The sequence below is a fragment of the Bacillus salacetis genome (assembly GCF_049177075.1).
GTDB classification, from domain to species: Bacteria; Bacillota; Bacilli; order Bacillales; family Bacillaceae_B; genus Rossellomorea; species Rossellomorea salacetis_A.
On sequence record NZ_CP185377.1, the window covers coordinates 1,847,183 to 1,863,188 of the forward strand.

A 16,006-nucleotide genomic window follows, 5' to 3' on the forward strand; every position below is an offset into this window, starting at 1 on the left:
ATATGACATGGTAAAACGTACAGCAGAAATAGTAATGGGAGTTATAGGAATTATCCTGAGTGCTTTATTTGCCGTAATGGGATTTATCTTGAATGCAAACAGGGGAGAACTGCAGGAAATAATGGAGCAGGAAATAAATAGGGATCCATCCCTCACAACTGAAGACACGAATTACATCTTGCAGGTTATGGAAACTATGGGCCCGTTCCTGATCGGCCTTGGTTTAATCAGTTCCATCCTGGGGTTGGCGGCGGTTCTTCTCATAAAAGGAAACAGGAAACCAGTAATTGCCGGAATCTTATTTATCCTTGCAGCATTAGTAGTGGGACTCGGTACATTTGGTGCAGGATTCCTGCCAGGCTTGCTTTTCTTGATTGCGGGAATCATGGCTTTTGTAAGAAAACCAAAAGAACCCGTTTCCATGATTTAATATTTGAATGAGTAACTCCCGAGAGAGCTATAACCTTCAGCGGTCATAGCTCTTTTTACATTCAGGCAGGAAAACGGCTGTACAGAAAAAAGGTCATTTCCGCCTGATATCTTAATACATTTCCAACATACAATAGTATAATCAGAGAAAGGGGCGGTGTTCAATCTTAACAACAATCTTTCATGGGGTTTTTCAATCACAAGCTATTCATTCCTACTTTGAGGAGGAAGGTGTTTCTTAATGAACGGGAGAATAATCAATCTTGGGTACCTATTGGGTATCAGTTTGGTCCTGGCCAGTATCTTTTACTTTTTTGCGTCCAATTGGCAAGGGTTTGACCGTATGGCGAAAGTCGGATTAAGTGCAGGGATTCTCATAATTTTTTATCTTTTGAGTTTTCTATTGTCTAAGATTATGGTAAGTAAACCTTTCCTAAGCAAGTGGCTCCTCGTGTGTGCAGGCATCAGCTTTGGAATTTCCACGGGGCTTCTCGGCCAAATTTATAATTCGCATGCCGACAGTTATATGTTGTTTGCTGTATGGCTTATACCCGTTATATTATTGGGTTTGGTAACAAAGTATAAGCCTTTCTATTTACTTGGATATTTGCTCTTTCATCTTGCATACTACTTCTATGTTTTTCCTTCAAGTTATTTCATCAAATGGACTGAAGCCCAGTTATTGTCCCTGATTTTACTCCTTATTGGAATCAATGCTCTTTTATTTGGGTTTTTTATTAGAAAAAGATGGGACTTACCTCTGATTAAATACACATCATTCTCAGTTACTCAATTGCTATTGATTTACATGGCTTTTTCGGAAAGCTTTCCCACGTTTGGCGTATTGATGAATTTTCTCTTTCTGGCCAATGCTGTAGCAGGTTTATGGTTTTCTTTAAAAGTTGCTTTCAATAGAAGACTTGCTGCAGGGTTCATTGTTTCTCTGTCGGTATATCTAATCTCAAAGGGATTTGAACTAATCATTTACTATGCTGGGGAAGCTCTTTTTATTTTCCTGCTCTTTTTTTCAGTCGCTTTGGTATTTGCTGCAATCAATTCGATCAAATACTTAAACCGGGTAGTGAAAGAGCATGTAATTTTTCAAAAAGCCATTACTGTGAGTGTCACCATTATAGCGACGATATTTTCCGTGATATCCATTATTGGATTGACCGTCCTGATGTTTATGGGCTTTCCAGAAGTTTTCCTCTTTTGTTTTGCTTTAGTCGCATTGATTCTTCCCGGAATTTTGATTCCACTTTCGGTGCAGATGCCGGATGTTCTTAAATATGTAATCCTCTTGACGGGGTATAGTATCGCTTCAGGGACCAGCCTTTTCAGTGATAATCTGTTGTTTAAGATTTTATTGTTTATTATCGCAATGGTTGGAATCAAATTAGTGAGAGAAACAGGGTTGAAAGTGATTCAATTTATTGTACTGAATTTTGCTCTTCTTTCACTTCTCACAGAATTTCTCGATGCTTATCATTGGGTAGGGCTCTGCATGGTTGCTGTAAATGGGGCTTTTTATATCCTGAACCAGACACCCGGGGTCAGGCAAACGGCAATTGTAGCAGCTTTTGGATTTTTTATTAGTCTGACAGTTGTTGACACAAGCCCACAGCTCGCTTACATCTTCTATAATATTAGCTTCTTCCTTGCAGCCACTGCTGCCTTGATCTTTTTCAGGAAGAACAATCATAATGAAGAATTCTTCATTATCCTTATATATTGGTTCTCCTTTATTGGGTATAAGTATTACGATTTAATGTGGGATCTGCTTCATAAATCAATCTTATTTATGGGGGTGGGGATTTTATTCCTTGCCTTTACTATCCTTTTGGATAAAGGTAAAGACAGGTCTTCTCATTCCGAGAATATAGTCTCTAAGAGATGGAAGGCATTGCTTGGGATCATGATGCTGCAGGCTGGTTTTCTTGGATATCAAACAATCGCCAATGAAACGCTGATAAAAGAAGGGGAGACCGTTAAGCTTGAGCTGGCTCCAATTGATCCGAGATCGTTATTGCAGGGGGATTATGTAAGGTTGAACTACAAGATTTCCGACCATGAATCCTTTATGAACGCTGGACTTCCAGGAGAGAAAATCCAGCTTGTCCTCAGACCTGAAGGGGACATCCATTCCTATAGCGGAATTTATAAACAGCGGGGAAAATGGAACACAGATTATGAAAAACAAGACAAAGATATCGTCATTAACGGGGTAATCGGGGGAGACGGAAGAGTGATTTTCGGTATCGAAAGTTTCTTTGTCGAAGAAGGAACAGGGGTCAATGTGGAAAATACAGCAGAATACGCCATCGTAAAGGTTGCTGATGGGGGTAATGCTCTTTTGGTCGGTCTTGAGTAGGTTGAAGGGCGCCTATTTATTTCGGCAGTGAGATAGGTGTCCATTCCTTTCTAAGTTCCCATCATATCTTATAGTAAACCAATCTAAATCAACTTTTTTGTTGAAAAAGATTGATCAAAAGGAGGGGAATGGTTTGTCTGAGGAAAGAAGACGTGTGATTAATGCTGACAAAGTTCTTATTCGTGCGAACGAAGTCATTATCCTGGATGAGAATGATAAGAGAAGACGCCGCTACGATAATGACGATGTGCTGGGTGTAGAGGACAGAAGACGGAAACATGACAGAGATGATGTCGGCGGGGTTGAAGATAGAAGAGATGATAAACGCCGCGGATGGTCTTGGATTTAATACTCTAAACGGACGGCCCTGTTAAAAACAGGGCTGTTTCTAGTTTGAAACCGGGCGGCTCAGGATAAAAGAAAATAACTACATATATGTTTGGAGGAGGTACTTGAATATGCTTGATTCTGTTGATCTAACTAAAGAGATTGATGATAAAAAAGAATATAAGATGAGATTGAAGAAGCTCCAGCTTCAGCTCCTTGGTTTGCAAAGGGCACTCCTTGATGAAAAAATAGGTTGCATATTTGTCTTTGAAGGCTGGGATGCCGCAGGAAAGGGAGGAGCCATAAAAAGGGTTACTCAAAATATCGATCCGAGGGGTTTTGAAGTTCATGCTATTGCGGCTCCAACCAATGAACAAAAACAGTTTCATTATCTTCAAAGGTTCTGGAACCGAATTCCGAAGTATGGAAAAATCGGAATCTTTGACCGCTCCTGGTATGGAAGGGTCCTTGTTGAGAGGGTGGAAGGTTTTGCAGAAGAGGAAGCTTGGCAAAGGGCTTACGGCGAAATCAATGACTTTGAAAAAATCCTCACTGACGAGAATTACATTATTGTAAAGTTTTGGTTTCATATTTCGAAGGATGAGCAGCTTCAAAGGTTCAATGATCGAAAGAATGATCCAATGAAATCATGGAAACTGACAGAAGAAGACTGGCGGAACAGGGAAAAGTGGGATCAATACAAAGAAGCTGTTGATGACATGATCAACAATACGGACAAGGAAAATGCACCATGGCATATCATTGAAGGGGAAGACAAAAAATATGCCAGAGTAAAAACCTTAGAAATCATCACTCGGACACTGTTGGAAAAATTAGAGGCCCGTGATGTGGATGTCAGTCGATATTTCAAGAAAAAAGAATAATAAGAAGGGATTTCCTGAAATTTGATTCAGGAAATCCCTTTTTGTTATTTAAGTGCAGGTTAAGAGGCTGCTGCTATTTGGGGTTACCGGGCCAATGACCCGAAATCCACCCTATTTTTCCGAAGCAAGCTGCTGCTGAACCAATTTACTGTATAATTCATTAGTCTGCAGGAGTTCCTGATGAGTCCCTTTCCCGGATATTGAACCATTTTCAATCACAAAAATGGTATCTGCTTCTACCACGGTTGAAAGCCTATGCGCTATAATAAGAGTGGTCCTTCCCTGCATCAGATTCTTTAGGGCAATCTGGACAAGAAGTTCCGATTCGCTGTCGAGATTTGAAGTTGCTTCGTCCAGGAGCAGGATCTTTGGATTTCGCAGCAGAGCCCTTGCAATGGCAATTCTTTGCCTCTGGCCTCCAGAAAGTTTGACTCCCCGTTCCCCGACTTGAGTTTGAAATCCTTCCGAAAGGTTTGTTATGAAGTCAAATGCATTCGCCTGCCTCGCTGCATTAAATACCTCCTCATCATCAACTTCCCTTTGTATTCCATAGCAAATATTATCGTAAATGGTGCCGGACATTATCGGGCTTTCCTGAGAGACATACCCGATTCCACCGCGCCATTCCTGTAAGGGAATATTTTTAATCGAAGTACTTCCCAACCGGATGTCCCCGCTGTCGAATGGGTAAAACCTTTCAATCAAAGAAAAGATGGTCGTTTTTCCACCGCCGCTTGGACCAACGAAGGCTGCCGTTTGTCCCTTGGAAATCTCAAAAGATAACGAATCGATTATTTTTTTCTTGTTGTTATATCCAAACGACACATCTTCAAAAATCAAATTTTCTTTCGAAGAATCACTTTTCGCTGCGGGAACGCTTTCTTCCGGTTTCACATTCAACAGGTCCTGAATACGCTCAGTCGCGCCTGAGGCCTTTTGGAAGGCGGTGAAAAAGGTTGCCAGCTGTGTAAATGGAACGATAATTTGAAACATGTAAATGATAATGGCAACCAGGGAACCGGCAGTAAGGGCACCAGAGGAAACTCTTGCGCCGCCGTAGCCGATGATAACGACAAGTACCACCATCATGATAGTGGTCATGAAGGGGGATACAACGGCTTGAATCTTCGCTTCTTTCAGTCCAAAATGAAAAAGGTTCTGGATACCCTTTCTGCCGTTTACCCTTTCAATCGGCTGGCCGTTATACGACTTAACCAGCCGGATTTCTGAAAGCACCCGGCCCAGGTTTCCGCTGAAATCTGCCATTTCATCCTGGGTCTGCCGGGAGACGATATGCATTTTCCTACCCAGCGGCATCAGGATAATCAGCGAAACGGGAACGGCAACAAACATGATGACAGTCATGGTCCAATCAATTGTCAAAAGAATAATGATGGAGCCCAATATGGTGATGATGCCTGACACCAACGTAACAAGATGATTGGTTATAAGAGTTTTAACCGTGTTGGTATCCTGTGTGATCCGGCTCATCGTTTCGCCTGACTGATGGGAGTCAAAGAATGGGACAGGGAGCTCAAGTACATGATTCCATAGGGCTTCCCTGATCTTTGCAACAAACGTTTCCCCTATGTATGTCATGAGATAATGAGAAAAGCCGCCAGCCACTGCCTGAACGATGAAGGCAGCGAGCAGGAGGAATATCAAGCTCATTTCAATCCCGGCACCTGAAATCTGGTCCACTAAAGATTTGGTAAAGAGAGGGACAATGAGCGATGCGCCGGTCTCAAATAAACTCAAAATTAAAGCACCGGTGAAAATCCATTTTGATGGCCGCCCGATCTTAAGTAAGCGCATAAAACGATTCCAGTTGGATGAAGTATTTTTTTCCTTAGACATTAAATTTCCTCTTTTCTATTTAAAACAAATGTGATGTCCGTTTATAAACAGGTCTGTTTTCATCTATACTTTATCAGATTGTTATCCTGATTGCTCGCAGCGCATTTCAGGGTAATAAAATTTCAGGTGTCCTTCGATGAAATGGCATGAAATGTGCTACAATGTATGATATTTCTCACCTGCGCTTCGAAAGATCTACTAAATATAAATGTTTGGATATTATCTTCATAAGAAGATATCGAAAATAGTTTAAATAAAAAATCTTCTATTAACAAAGGAGCCGGAAATGAAAATAATTATTGCTGAAAAGCCTGATCAGGGAGCCGCACTGGCAAAGCCTTTTCCTCACAAGAAAGGACAAGGGTTCATAGAAGTCCTGCCGAACCAGCTGTTTCCTCAGGGAGCCTACATAACTTGGGCCATTGGACACCTTTTGCAGCTCCAGTCTCCTGAAAAATATAACAGCCAATGGAAAAAATGGAGCATTGATTCGCTCCCCATGATTCCGGAAAGATTTAAATATGAAGTTTCCCGTTCCAAATTCAAGCAGTTCAATGCAGTGAAATCACTGCTAAAGAAGCCCTCCGTTACGGAAATCATCCACGCGGGTGATGCCGGTCGTGAAGGAGAGCTGATTGTCCGCAACATCATTAATATGTCCGGGGTTAAAAAGCCTATGAAAAGGCTGTGGATTTCATCTCTGACCCCCAGGGCTATTACTGAAGGATTCACCAAACTCTTGGACGAAAGCGATACAAGGAGTGTATTTTACGAAGCCTATTCCAGGGCCTGTGCTGACTGGATCATCGGGATGAATGCCTCAAGGATATACAGTATACTTCTCAAACAAAAGGGAATGTCGGATGTATTTTCGGCTGGACGGGTCCAGACGCCGACACTCGCGTTAATTGTAAAAAGGGAGAAGGAGATTGAAAGCTTTGTGAGTGAACCATTCTGGGAAGTAACAGCCGATTTTGATATTGAAGGCAAGGTATACCAGGGAAAATGGGAAAAAGATAAACAATCAAGATTAAAAGATAAAGAGACAGCTATGAAAATCGCCGCTTTCTGTAAAGGTAAGCCGGCAGAAGTGAAGGATATCTCTACCGAGAGAAAAGAGTACCAGCCGCCGCTGCTGTTCAATCTATCTTCCCTCCAAGCTACAGCCAACAAGCTGTATAAATTTTCACCACAGAAGACACTGGATACTTTGCAGAAGCTTTATCAAAAAGGGATTGTTTCATACCCTCGATCAGATTCTAATTATGTTACTCAAGGAGAGGCTGAAACCTTCCCTGAAATCATGACAAAATTGAGCAGTCTCCCTGCCTACCAGGATTTATTCCCGCTTCCTGTAAAGTCGGTATTGAATAATAAGAGGTATGTTAATGAACAGAAAGTGACCGACCACTATGCCATCATTCCGACCGAGCAAGTGAAAAACCCGGAGAAACTTCAAGCGGATGAGCAGAAAATATATGATTTGGTTGTCCGCAGGCTAATTGCCGCCCATTATGAAAAATCTATCTTTGATTATACGACCCTTGTCACACTTGTGGATGAACGCGCTGAATTTATTTCCAAGGGAAAAGTCCAGATTCAAGAAGGATGGCGGAAAGTGATCTTTCAAAATGATAAGGATGATGAACAGCTGCTTCCGCAAGTCCATTCAGGAGAAAAAGGAAAGGTTAAAAGTGTAAAAGTAAAAGAGGGAAAAACCCAGCCTCCAAAGAGATACACAGAGGGCCAGCTGATCACCTTAATGAAGACAGCAGGCAAGCATTTAGAAGACGAAGAATTAGAAAGGGTCCTTTCCAGTACAGAAGGATTGGGAACTGAGGCAACAAGGGCAAACATAATAGCGGGATTGAAAGACAGAAAATATATAGAAGTGAAAAAGAATGCCGTTTTTGCGACTGATAAAGGGAAAGTATTGATAGAAGCGATCGGCGAAAAAATACTCGCTTCACCGGAAATGACCGCAAAGTGGGAGCAAAGACTTCGTGAAATTGGACAGGGCCAGGCTTCTGCACCGCAATTTATGGAGCAAGTAAAAAAACTAAGCGGAAAAATAATAGAAGATGCCATTGAGACTTCCAAGGACTGGACATTTGAAGGAATTGATACAGAAAGCATTCAGAGAACAAGGACACGTGCATCGCTCGGGAAGTCGATCGGATCCTGCCCTTTTTGCAAGGCAAAGGTGATTGATAAAGGAGAATTCTATGGCTGCAGTGCTTATAATAAAACTAAATGCAGTTTTACCCTATCAAAAATAATCATGAAAAAGAAAATTTCACAAACGAATGCCAAGAAACTGCTGACTGATGGAAAAACAGATGTCATAAAAGGATTTAAAAAGGGAGAGCGTACATTTGATGCAGCCCTGAAATGGAACAGCGAAAATAATAAACTCGACTTTGAGTTTCAAAATTAATATTATTTTTATATAGTTTTAAAACGTTAATGCCTTTTTGAAAAAGCCGACTGAATTAATAATGATTTTTAAAGAGTCCTATTCTCAAGATTTATATATATGAAAAAAATATTCTCTTAAATACGGTTTCAACTTCTTTATAACGGGTATCTTTAGATTAACAACACATTCAGAATTATTCATAGAGGAGTGAACTTAAATGGATATTGGTTTATATCAAATTGAGAATATGTCAGATGAAATTATTACACTATCATTATACGAGAATGAACAAATTTCACCGGAAAGAGTTACCCAGCAGCTCCCAAGAGCCCTGTTTCCTTTCCATGTGACGAATGAAATTATGATTGAAGTTACTGAGCGTGCGGGGCAGTTGGAATTCACACCCATCAGCACTGAAAATGTCGAAGCAAGAATCCAGGCAGAGGAGCTCTTAAAGGACTTCATTGGTACAGCTGAAGTATAATATCGTTAGTTGAAAACACCTTCTTACATCAAATAGAGAGGGTGTTTTTTCGTTTGCCGCTTCGCCTTTCAATCAAAGGCACTGCAGTATCTTCAAACTGGAAGGTATTTTGTACTAATGATTGTCTCCATTCCGTTTTAACATTAACTTTGTATGCAAACTATGATAATGTGTTGTCATAAGCACTATAGCTACAAATTACATTACATATGAAATAATTGGAGTGAAGCAGAATGAACAGCCGAATTGAGAAACTTCAAACCTGGATGAAAGACCAGAACATTGAAGCAGCATTTATTAATTCTAAGGAAAATGTGTTTTATTTATCGACTTTCCTTACTGATCCGCATGAACGCCTGATGGGATTGTTTCTTTTTAAGGAGGCCGAACCATTATTTGTTCTTCCTGCTATGGAAAAAGGACAATTGAAAAGTGCAGGATGGGAACACGAAATCATTGGGTATGCAGACCATGAAAACCCTTGGGATCTTATTAATAAAGCCATTCGTAAGAGAGATACAGGAAAAGCGGAGAAAGTGGCTTTGGAAAAAGAAGTCCTTTCATATTCCCGAAGTGAAGCATTTTTGTCTCTTTTCCCGGGAGCCGAAGTCATCAATGCCGAGGATAGGTTAAATGAGCTTAGAGTCGTCAAAGATGAAAGGGAAATTGAAATAATCCGCCGTGCAGCAGAGATGGCTGACTTTGGAGTTCAGACTGGGGTGGATGCACTTCGCGAAGGCATCACCGAAATGGAAGTATTGGCGAAGATTGAATATGAGTTGAAGAAAAAAGGGATCAGGGAGATGTCCTTTTCGACAATGGTACTCTTCGGCGAAAAATCGGGAGAACCCCACGGAAATCCGGGGAACAGGGCACTGAAGCCGGGAGATTTTGTCTTGTTTGATTTAGGCGTCGTACTTGACGGATATTGTTCAGATATCACTCGTACAGTTGCCTTCAAGTCGGTGTCAGATAAACAAAAAGAAATTTACGAAACAGTGCTGAAAGCTGAAAAGGCATCACTTGAGGCGAGCAAGCCAGGAAACAGAATTGGGGACCTGGACAGCACAGCACGTCAAATTATCTCTGATGCTGGATATGGTGACTACTTCCCTCACCGTATCGGCCATGGGATGGGTATTAATGTTCATGAGTTCCCTTCAATGAGCCATCTGAATGATGGGATTTTGAAAGAGGGGATGGTGTATACCATTGAACCGGGGATCTATCTGCCTGATATAGGCGGGGTCCGTATCGAAGATGATGTACTGGTCACAGAAAACGGCTATGAAACACTTACGAAATTCCCTAAAGAGCTGCAGATTATTGAATAAACAAAAACCTCCTGTGCGGATAAGCGCAGGAGGTTTTTGTTATTTCTCAAGGGGATAACTCCAGCCGCTTATGCCGGATTGTAAATTGTATACTTCCGTAAATCCATTATTCTTCATTAAGTCTGCGGCTTGGGAAGACTGGCTTCCTGTTTGGGAAACAATCAAATAAGCCTGGTCTTTATCCAGCTCTTCCAAGCGGCTCTCCAGGTCACTCATGGGAATCAAAATACTATCCTGCAAATGACCTTGAGCGTGTTCCTCTTCGGTCCGTACATCCAATACAGTTACATCTTCTGATTCTATCATCTGCTGTGCCTTTTCATTCGTAAGTTCCTCTGGCCGGACATTGGGACTGCATGCATGAAGCAAAGGGAGAAGGGCGATGAAGATTAATAGCATATACCTCAATGCAGGGGCTCCTTTCAATTTTTATGAATAAATACCATTCCTTATTTACACAAAACTGTATCTAAAAAAACCTGTCAGTAATAATTGTTTAATTCACTTTCCCCAGGGATAAATAGAGGTAAACAGGGAAGAAGGAGGAATGGGATCATGAAGAAGATATTAATTGTCCTGACAAATACGGAACAGATGGATAAAGAACACCAAACAGGTTTATGGCTGTCCGAATTCGCGGAGCCATACGTTGAATTTACCAACAGAGGCTATAGTGTAAGTGTTGCCAGTATAGAAGGCGGAAGGGTCCCTGTTGATCCGCGGAGCACTTCTGAAGGTGAGATGCCTCCTGATGAATGGGAGGGAGCTATAAGGGAATTGGAGAGTACCCTTGTTTTGTCACAAGTGAATGTGAATGACTTTAATGGAATATTCCTGCCTGGAGGACATGGAACGATGTTTGATCTCCCAGGGAATACAGCATTGCAAAAGGCTTTGGCCCACTTTGCCGAAAATGATAAGCTGATTGGTGCCGTTTGCCATGGCCCTGCTGGATTTGTGGACGTGAAACTGTCATCAGGTAAGTCCCTCGTTGAAGGCAAAAGGATAACAGGCTTTACTAATGAAGAAGAACAACAGATGGACATGGATTCCTTGATGCCATTCCTGTTGGAATCAAAGTTGAGGGAAAATGGGGCGGATTTTCAAAAAGGCAGTCCTTTTACCGATTTTACAGTGACGGATACAGGGTTCGTAACGGGTCAGAATCCCCAATCAGGTCTAAGCACTGCAAAAGCATTCGCTGAACAGCTTCAATAGCTTTAAAAGCCGGCTTTCCAGGCCGGTTTTTGTGATTTTGTTTTAGAGTATCGATATGACATAATGAATTACGCAATGGACCAAAAGAGGTGGTTTCCTTGAAAAGTTTTTTGATTAATTTAAAGAATAGAATGTGGTTTGTTCCTTCCTTATACAGTTTATTATCTTTCGTGCTGGCGATCCTGACGATTACCGTTGACTATTATTGGGCTGCTTCAATGGAAGAATACCTGCCCGATTTTATGATGACAAGAGTAGATTTGGCACAGGTAGTGCTAAGTGCCATTGCCGGGTCCCTCCTAACTATGACAACATTCACATTTTCAACAGTCATGGTTGTGCTGACTACATATTCATCGCAGTTCTCCCCTAGAGCCCTGAAGCACTTCATTAATGACAAAACAACGGTCAGAGGCCTTGGCATTTTTATGGGCGGGTTCATTTATTGCATAACGGCCTTGCTGTTCATGAGGAACTCACTTCAACAGGAATTTGTCACAGCCGCATTTTTTGGAGTGGCTTATGCGATTGGCTGTCTGGCTTTCTTTGCCTATTTCATTCATCATGTTGCCACTTCCATTCAGATCAGCAGCTTAATTGGAAGGCTGGAAAGAGATACGCTGAAGGTACTGGATTTTTATAAGAAGCTGCAAAAAGAAAATGTCGTCCAGGAAGAAAAAATGATCCCAAGGCTTTACCGCTATAAGAAGGAAGTCTCGAGCAAAGAGAGCGGATTCCTCCAATTTGTAGACTTTAATGGTTTATTGGAACATTCAGCAGAAAAGGATGTCCTCATTGATCTGAAGATACGTGTCGGCAAGTTCATCCGAAAGGGACAGACGCTATACACGATTTACAGCAATAGCGAGAAGAACGAGGATTTAACAGAATACTTATCCCTTGGGAGTGAAAGAATGGGGAAGTATGATTTGGAATTTTCCATACAGAGAATCTCAGAGATAGCAGTGAGGGCTGTTTCGCCTTCCATTAATGATCCAAACACGGCAAGGGACTGTATACGGTACCTGGGAGTCCTTCTCGGAGATACAGCGGAGTTGAATGATGGCCAACTGACGATGACCGACAAAGAGGGGAAGCCCCGTGTAACAATCCCCTTCTTTATCTTTGAAAGGATGCTGTACAAGTCTTTTTATCAAATCGTCCATTATGCAAAACAGGATATATCCGTCATCCTTGCCCTGCTGGATGCAATGATTATCATCCAAAAGGAAATGCCGGACAGCCGTCAAGAAACAATCTATAGTTTTCATAGATACATCCTACAGAATATAGAAAAGGAAAATCTTCAGGAATGGGATTCGAAGTTTCTGAACGAGAAAATTGATGATTTACAAGCCAGGATACAATAATTTTAAAGACGCCTAGTGGGCAATTTCCTTCTCATTCAATTTCAAATCTGTATAATATAGAAAGACACTACTTAAAAAGAAGGAAGATTTTATGATTATTAAAAACGATCAAGAATTACAAGCGATGAAAGTCATCGGAAAAATTGTCGCATCCATTAGGGATGAGATGAAAAGCGCTGCCAAACCGGGAATGACAACCAAAGAGCTGGATGAGCTGGGAGCCAGACTGTTTGAAGAACATGAGGCAATTTCTGCTCCTAAACAAGAATATGATTTTCCGGGCTTTACCTGCATCAGCGTAAATGAAGAAGTGGCCCATGGAATCCCGGGTGACAGAGTCATTCAAGAAGGAGACCTCGTCAACATCGACGTTTCCGGCTCCAAAGATGGTTTCTATGCAGATACAGGGATTTCTTTTGTCGTAGGTGAAGGAGACGAGAAACTTCAGGATCTTTGTGACGCAGTAAAGAAATCATTCGATGCAGGACTAAGAAAAATCAAAGCGGGTTCTAAATTGAACGGAATTGGAAAGGCCGTTCATAATGAAGCGCGAAAAAACGGATACACTGTCATCAAAAACCTGACAGGCCATGGGGTAGGCAAATCCCTTCATGAGGAACCGGCCCATATAATGAATTACTTCGATCCTTGGGATAACGGTCTTCTTGCAGATGGCATGGTCATTGCATTTGAACCGTTCGTCTCTACAAACGCAGAAGAAATTGTCCAGGAGTCGGATGGATGGACATTCGTTACAGAAGATAAGAGCTTTGTGGCACAAATCGAACACACCATCGTCGTGACTAAAGGGGAACCGATTATCTTAACTCTCTAATAGCGTAAATAGAGCAGCCTATGGGAAACCATCGGCTGCTCTATTTTTTATGGATAAAAAAAGGAAGGGGACTTGGCCGAAAAAGACACGTTGTTCTAGAAGTAACCTGCAAATAAATAGGAATGGCACAAAAGCAAAAAGTTTGACAAACTTCCTGTATTCTATTGAAATTTCGACCTGAAAAAGTTACTATAATAGATAACAACGTATTTGTTTACCAAGTTACCTTCCTTATTAAACCCTTAACAGGAACTTTTTTACCCTCCTTTTATAGACTTCCAATCCTATCAATCCTAGGAATAAAATCCCATTACAACGTTGAAATACAAATGTATTGACTCTATTATACTCTCGTAATCGCACTGTAGTACTCCTATGTTAGCATGAAGAATGTGAGTAAAGATATCGTACCACTTACTAACAAAGGAGAGGATTACTAGATGAAGAAAACGGTTATCACTCTTGCAACGGCAGCAAGTTTAACTCTAACAATGGGCGCGAGTGCCTCTGCAGAAAAGGTAGAAGTTAAGAAGGGCGATACTCTTTGGGGATTGTCAAAGGAATATGGAACAACAGTTGAGAATCTTCTAAAATGGAATAACTTAAACTCCGATCTTATCTTCCCTGCGCAGGAATTGAGAGTTTCTTCTACTGAAACATACAAAGTAGAGTCCGGAGATACTTTGTGGGGAATTGCAAAATATTATGGCGTTTCTGTCGATGAATTGATGAATACTAACTCATTGACTTCTGATATCATCTATCCAGGACAAACACTGACAATTGATTTGGACAACCGTGGAATTGCCACACTTGTAAATGAACAAGAACAGGCAGCACCTGTACAACAATCCACGGAAGAGCCAGCAGCTGCACCTGCTGCTCAGGAAACAGCCGCAGCAGAACCAGCTCAACCGGCAGTACAGGAATCAGTTCCGGCTCAACCAGCTGAAACACCTGTAAATACTCAACCGACTCAAGAAAAGGCTAATGCCATCACTGTTAAAGCTACAGCCTATACTGCAAACTGTGCGGGCTGTTCAGGGGTTACAAGAACAGGTGTAGACCTAAATGCAAACCCTGATGCAAAAGTCATTGCAGTAGACCCTGACGTTATCCCGCTTGGAACAAGGGTTTATGTAGAAGGTTATGGATATGCGACTGCACAGGATACAGGCGGTGCCATCCAAGGTAAAAAAATTGATGTATTCATCCCGGAAAGACAAGATGCTCTTGATTGGGGAGTACGTTCAGTAAAAGTCACAATCCTGGATTAATTGTTAGTAAAGAAGCAAGGGCCTATGCCTTTGCTTCTTTTTTTGTGAAAAGGGAGCAAATGACTACAATGTTTTTTTTTTCTATTCGGGCTTTGCTGGAAGATTTAAAGGGAAACTCAAATATATGGCCGGCGTGTGAAAATATTCCTGTAAAATTACGGACTGTCAAGGAAATGTAATGCTTTCATCATTCTTTTGTCACCGGTATGAGACAAGCCTATGTTACTATTTCTTCTGTTGGCGTAACCGCCTAAAGGAGGATACAACATGAAAAAAACACTAATCGCTGCATTTATTGCTCTTATAACAATTGGAATTTTTACATTATCTGCTCAAGCAGAAGAAAATAAAAATAAAGAAACGAAATCAGAAGGAACTGTAGAAAACTATCATAATATTGAAGAAGGTGACATGCTTTGGGAACTGGCTTCTCAACAGGATGAAGCTGGTATTACCGTTGAAACAAGGCAGGAATTGATTCATAAAGGAAAAGAAGCACTGCTGCCAGAGCAGAAAAAAACAGAAGAGGTAAAAGTGAAGGGCGAAGATAACATAGTCAAAGAAGTTGAAGTTAAGGCGACAGCTTATACAGCTTATTGTGACGGCTGTATCGGGATTACAAAAACAGGTGTGGACTTGAGAGCCAATCCGGACGAAAAAGTCATCGCAGTAGATCCGTCCGTGATTCCGCTTGGATCGAAAGTATATGTCGAAGGCTTTGGTTATGCAACAGCAGAAGATACAGGAAGCGCAATCATAGGAAATCGAATCGACATCTTCATCCCTTCCCGTGAGGCAGCATTAGAATATGGTGTCAAAAATATCACCGTGCAAATTATAGAATAATGAAGGATAGACCACTCCCCATCATTCGGGAGTGGTTTTAATATGCTTTCACACAGTAAAGCGCTAAGAGGGACTGTCCCTTTTAGCGCTTTACTGTGTTAACGTCCGGGTTTTGTATTTGGGTTCTTCACTGACTGTATTTCTTTGCGGTCACTCATTTGTCTCTCAGCTAATTCTTTTGCTGCTTCATGCTGGCTGCTCTGAGTATTTTTTGCCATCGTTGATCCTCCTTAAGTTAAAGTTCAGATTCATTTGGTAGCTTTTGTAGGATGGGCAAGATTCATTCACCATCCATATTGATGAGAGCCATTTATTTAAGAGTATCATTTTGATTTTCAAGGAGAAAATAAGCCAA

14 protein-coding genes are annotated in these 16,006 nt (G+C 41.3%); 12 read left to right on the plus strand and 2 right to left on the minus strand.

Annotated features, from left to right (window positions below; genetic code table 11):
- Window positions 1-7 precede the first annotated feature (7 nt).
- From ACOJQI_RS09395 to ACOJQI_RS09410, 4 genes are all read left to right on the plus strand, one after another.
- Complete coding sequence (locus ACOJQI_RS09395) at window positions 8-430, plus strand: DUF4064 domain-containing protein (protein WP_421384964.1); 423 nt, start codon at window positions 8-10, stop codon at window positions 428-430.
- A 240-nt stretch (window positions 431-670) separates the two neighbouring features.
- A complete protein-coding gene (locus tag ACOJQI_RS09400; protein ID WP_421384965.1) occupies window positions 671-2,800 on the plus strand; it encodes a GDYXXLXY domain-containing protein in 2,130 nt (709 codons plus the stop codon).
- Between the two features lie 133 nt (window positions 2,801-2,933).
- The gene (locus tag ACOJQI_RS09405) at window positions 2,934-3,149 is read left to right on the plus strand and encodes a hypothetical protein (RefSeq protein WP_421384966.1); all 216 of its coding nucleotides are present in this window, start codon (window positions 2,934-2,936) and stop codon (window positions 3,147-3,149) included.
- 109 nt (window positions 3,150-3,258) lie between these two features.
- The gene (locus tag ACOJQI_RS09410; RefSeq protein ID WP_421384967.1) at window positions 3,259-4,011 is read left to right on the plus strand and encodes a UDP-galactose-lipid carrier transferase; all 753 of its coding nucleotides are present in this window, start codon (window positions 3,259-3,261) and stop codon (window positions 4,009-4,011) included.
- Between the two features lie 111 nt (window positions 4,012-4,122).
- On the opposite strand, the gene ACOJQI_RS09415 is transcribed toward ACOJQI_RS09410, so the two are convergent.
- On the minus strand, window positions 4,123-5,868 hold the full coding sequence (locus ACOJQI_RS09415) for an ABC transporter ATP-binding protein (RefSeq protein WP_421384968.1): 1,746 nt from the start codon (window positions 5,866-5,868) through the stop codon (window positions 4,123-4,125).
- Window positions 5,869-6,154: 286 nt separating this feature from the next.
- On the opposite strand from ACOJQI_RS09415, the gene ACOJQI_RS09420 reads away from it, so the two are divergent.
- From ACOJQI_RS09420 to ACOJQI_RS09430, 3 genes are all read left to right on the plus strand, one after another.
- Window positions 6,155-8,305, plus strand: a complete 2,151-nt coding sequence (locus ACOJQI_RS09420; protein WP_421384969.1) for a DNA topoisomerase III — start codon at window positions 6,155-6,157, stop codon at window positions 8,303-8,305.
- Between the two features lie 199 nt (window positions 8,306-8,504).
- On the plus strand, window positions 8,505-8,771 hold the full coding sequence (locus ACOJQI_RS09425; protein ID WP_421384970.1) for a hypothetical protein: 267 nt from the start codon (window positions 8,505-8,507) through the stop codon (window positions 8,769-8,771).
- A gap of 233 nt (window positions 8,772-9,004) precedes the next feature.
- The gene (locus ACOJQI_RS09430) at window positions 9,005-10,105 is read left to right on the plus strand and encodes a M24 family metallopeptidase (protein ID WP_421384971.1); all 1,101 of its coding nucleotides are present in this window, start codon (window positions 9,005-9,007) and stop codon (window positions 10,103-10,105) included.
- A gap of 39 nt (window positions 10,106-10,144) precedes the next feature.
- Here ACOJQI_RS09430 and ACOJQI_RS09435 read toward each other — a convergent pair whose 3' ends face one another.
- Window positions 10,145-10,504, minus strand: coding sequence for a rhodanese-like domain-containing protein (locus ACOJQI_RS09435; RefSeq protein ID WP_421385438.1), 360 nt, complete (start codon window positions 10,502-10,504; stop codon window positions 10,145-10,147).
- 156 nt (window positions 10,505-10,660) lie between these two features.
- Here ACOJQI_RS09435 and ACOJQI_RS09440 point away from each other — a divergent pair, with 156 nt between their 5' ends.
- The 5 genes from ACOJQI_RS09440 (at window position 10,661) to ACOJQI_RS09460 (ending at window position 15,651) form a co-directional block, all read left to right on the plus strand.
- On the plus strand, window positions 10,661-11,323 hold the full coding sequence (locus tag ACOJQI_RS09440; protein ID WP_421384972.1) for a type 1 glutamine amidotransferase domain-containing protein: 663 nt from the start codon (window positions 10,661-10,663) through the stop codon (window positions 11,321-11,323).
- A gap of 98 nt (window positions 11,324-11,421) precedes the next feature.
- Window positions 11,422-12,693, plus strand: a complete 1,272-nt coding sequence (locus ACOJQI_RS09445; protein WP_421384973.1) for a DUF2254 domain-containing protein — start codon at window positions 11,422-11,424, stop codon at window positions 12,691-12,693.
- Window positions 12,694-12,784: 91 nt separating this feature from the next.
- Window positions 12,785-13,528: a type I methionyl aminopeptidase gene (gene map / locus ACOJQI_RS09450; protein WP_421384974.1), complete on the plus strand. Its 744-nt coding sequence runs from the start codon at window positions 12,785-12,787 to the stop codon at window positions 13,526-13,528.
- Between the two features lie 440 nt (window positions 13,529-13,968).
- Complete coding sequence (locus tag ACOJQI_RS09455) at window positions 13,969-14,805, plus strand: LysM peptidoglycan-binding domain-containing protein (protein WP_421384975.1); 837 nt, start codon at window positions 13,969-13,971, stop codon at window positions 14,803-14,805.
- 267 nt (window positions 14,806-15,072) lie between these two features.
- Window positions 15,073-15,651, plus strand: a complete 579-nt coding sequence (locus ACOJQI_RS09460) for a 3D domain-containing protein (protein WP_421384976.1) — start codon at window positions 15,073-15,075, stop codon at window positions 15,649-15,651.
- The last annotated feature ends 355 nt before the right edge of the window (window positions 15,652-16,006 follow it).

Excerpts from the sequence above, each read along its gene's own strand:
- ACOJQI_RS09415 (WP_421384968.1), bottom strand. The coding sequence starts at position 5,868 with ATGTCTAAGGAAAAAAATACTTCATCCAACTGGAATCGTTTTATGCGC.
- ACOJQI_RS09460 (WP_421384976.1), top strand. The coding sequence starts at position 15,073 with ATGAAAAAAACACTAATCGCTGCATTTATTGCTCTTATAACAATTGGA.
- ACOJQI_RS09455 (WP_421384975.1), top strand. The coding sequence starts at position 13,969 with ATGAAGAAAACGGTTATCACTCTTGCAACGGCAGCAAGTTTAACTCTA.
- ACOJQI_RS09395 (WP_421384964.1), top strand. The coding sequence starts at position 8 with ATGGTAAAACGTACAGCAGAAATAGTAATGGGAGTTATAGGAATTATC.
- ACOJQI_RS09430 (WP_421384971.1), top strand. The coding sequence starts at position 9,005 with ATGAACAGCCGAATTGAGAAACTTCAAACCTGGATGAAAGACCAGAAC.
- ACOJQI_RS09400 (WP_421384965.1), top strand. The coding sequence starts at position 671 with ATGAACGGGAGAATAATCAATCTTGGGTACCTATTGGGTATCAGTTTG.
- ACOJQI_RS09420 (WP_421384969.1), top strand. The coding sequence starts at position 6,155 with ATGAAAATAATTATTGCTGAAAAGCCTGATCAGGGAGCCGCACTGGCA.
- ACOJQI_RS09425 (WP_421384970.1), top strand. The coding sequence starts at position 8,505 with ATGGATATTGGTTTATATCAAATTGAGAATATGTCAGATGAAATTATT.
- ACOJQI_RS09410 (WP_421384967.1), top strand. The coding sequence starts at position 3,259 with ATGCTTGATTCTGTTGATCTAACTAAAGAGATTGATGATAAAAAAGAA.
- ACOJQI_RS09440 (WP_421384972.1), top strand. The coding sequence starts at position 10,661 with ATGAAGAAGATATTAATTGTCCTGACAAATACGGAACAGATGGATAAA.
- ACOJQI_RS09435 (WP_421385438.1), bottom strand. The coding sequence starts at position 10,504 with ATGCTATTAATCTTCATCGCCCTTCTCCCTTTGCTTCATGCATGCAGT.
- map (WP_421384974.1), top strand. The coding sequence starts at position 12,785 with ATGATTATTAAAAACGATCAAGAATTACAAGCGATGAAAGTCATCGGA.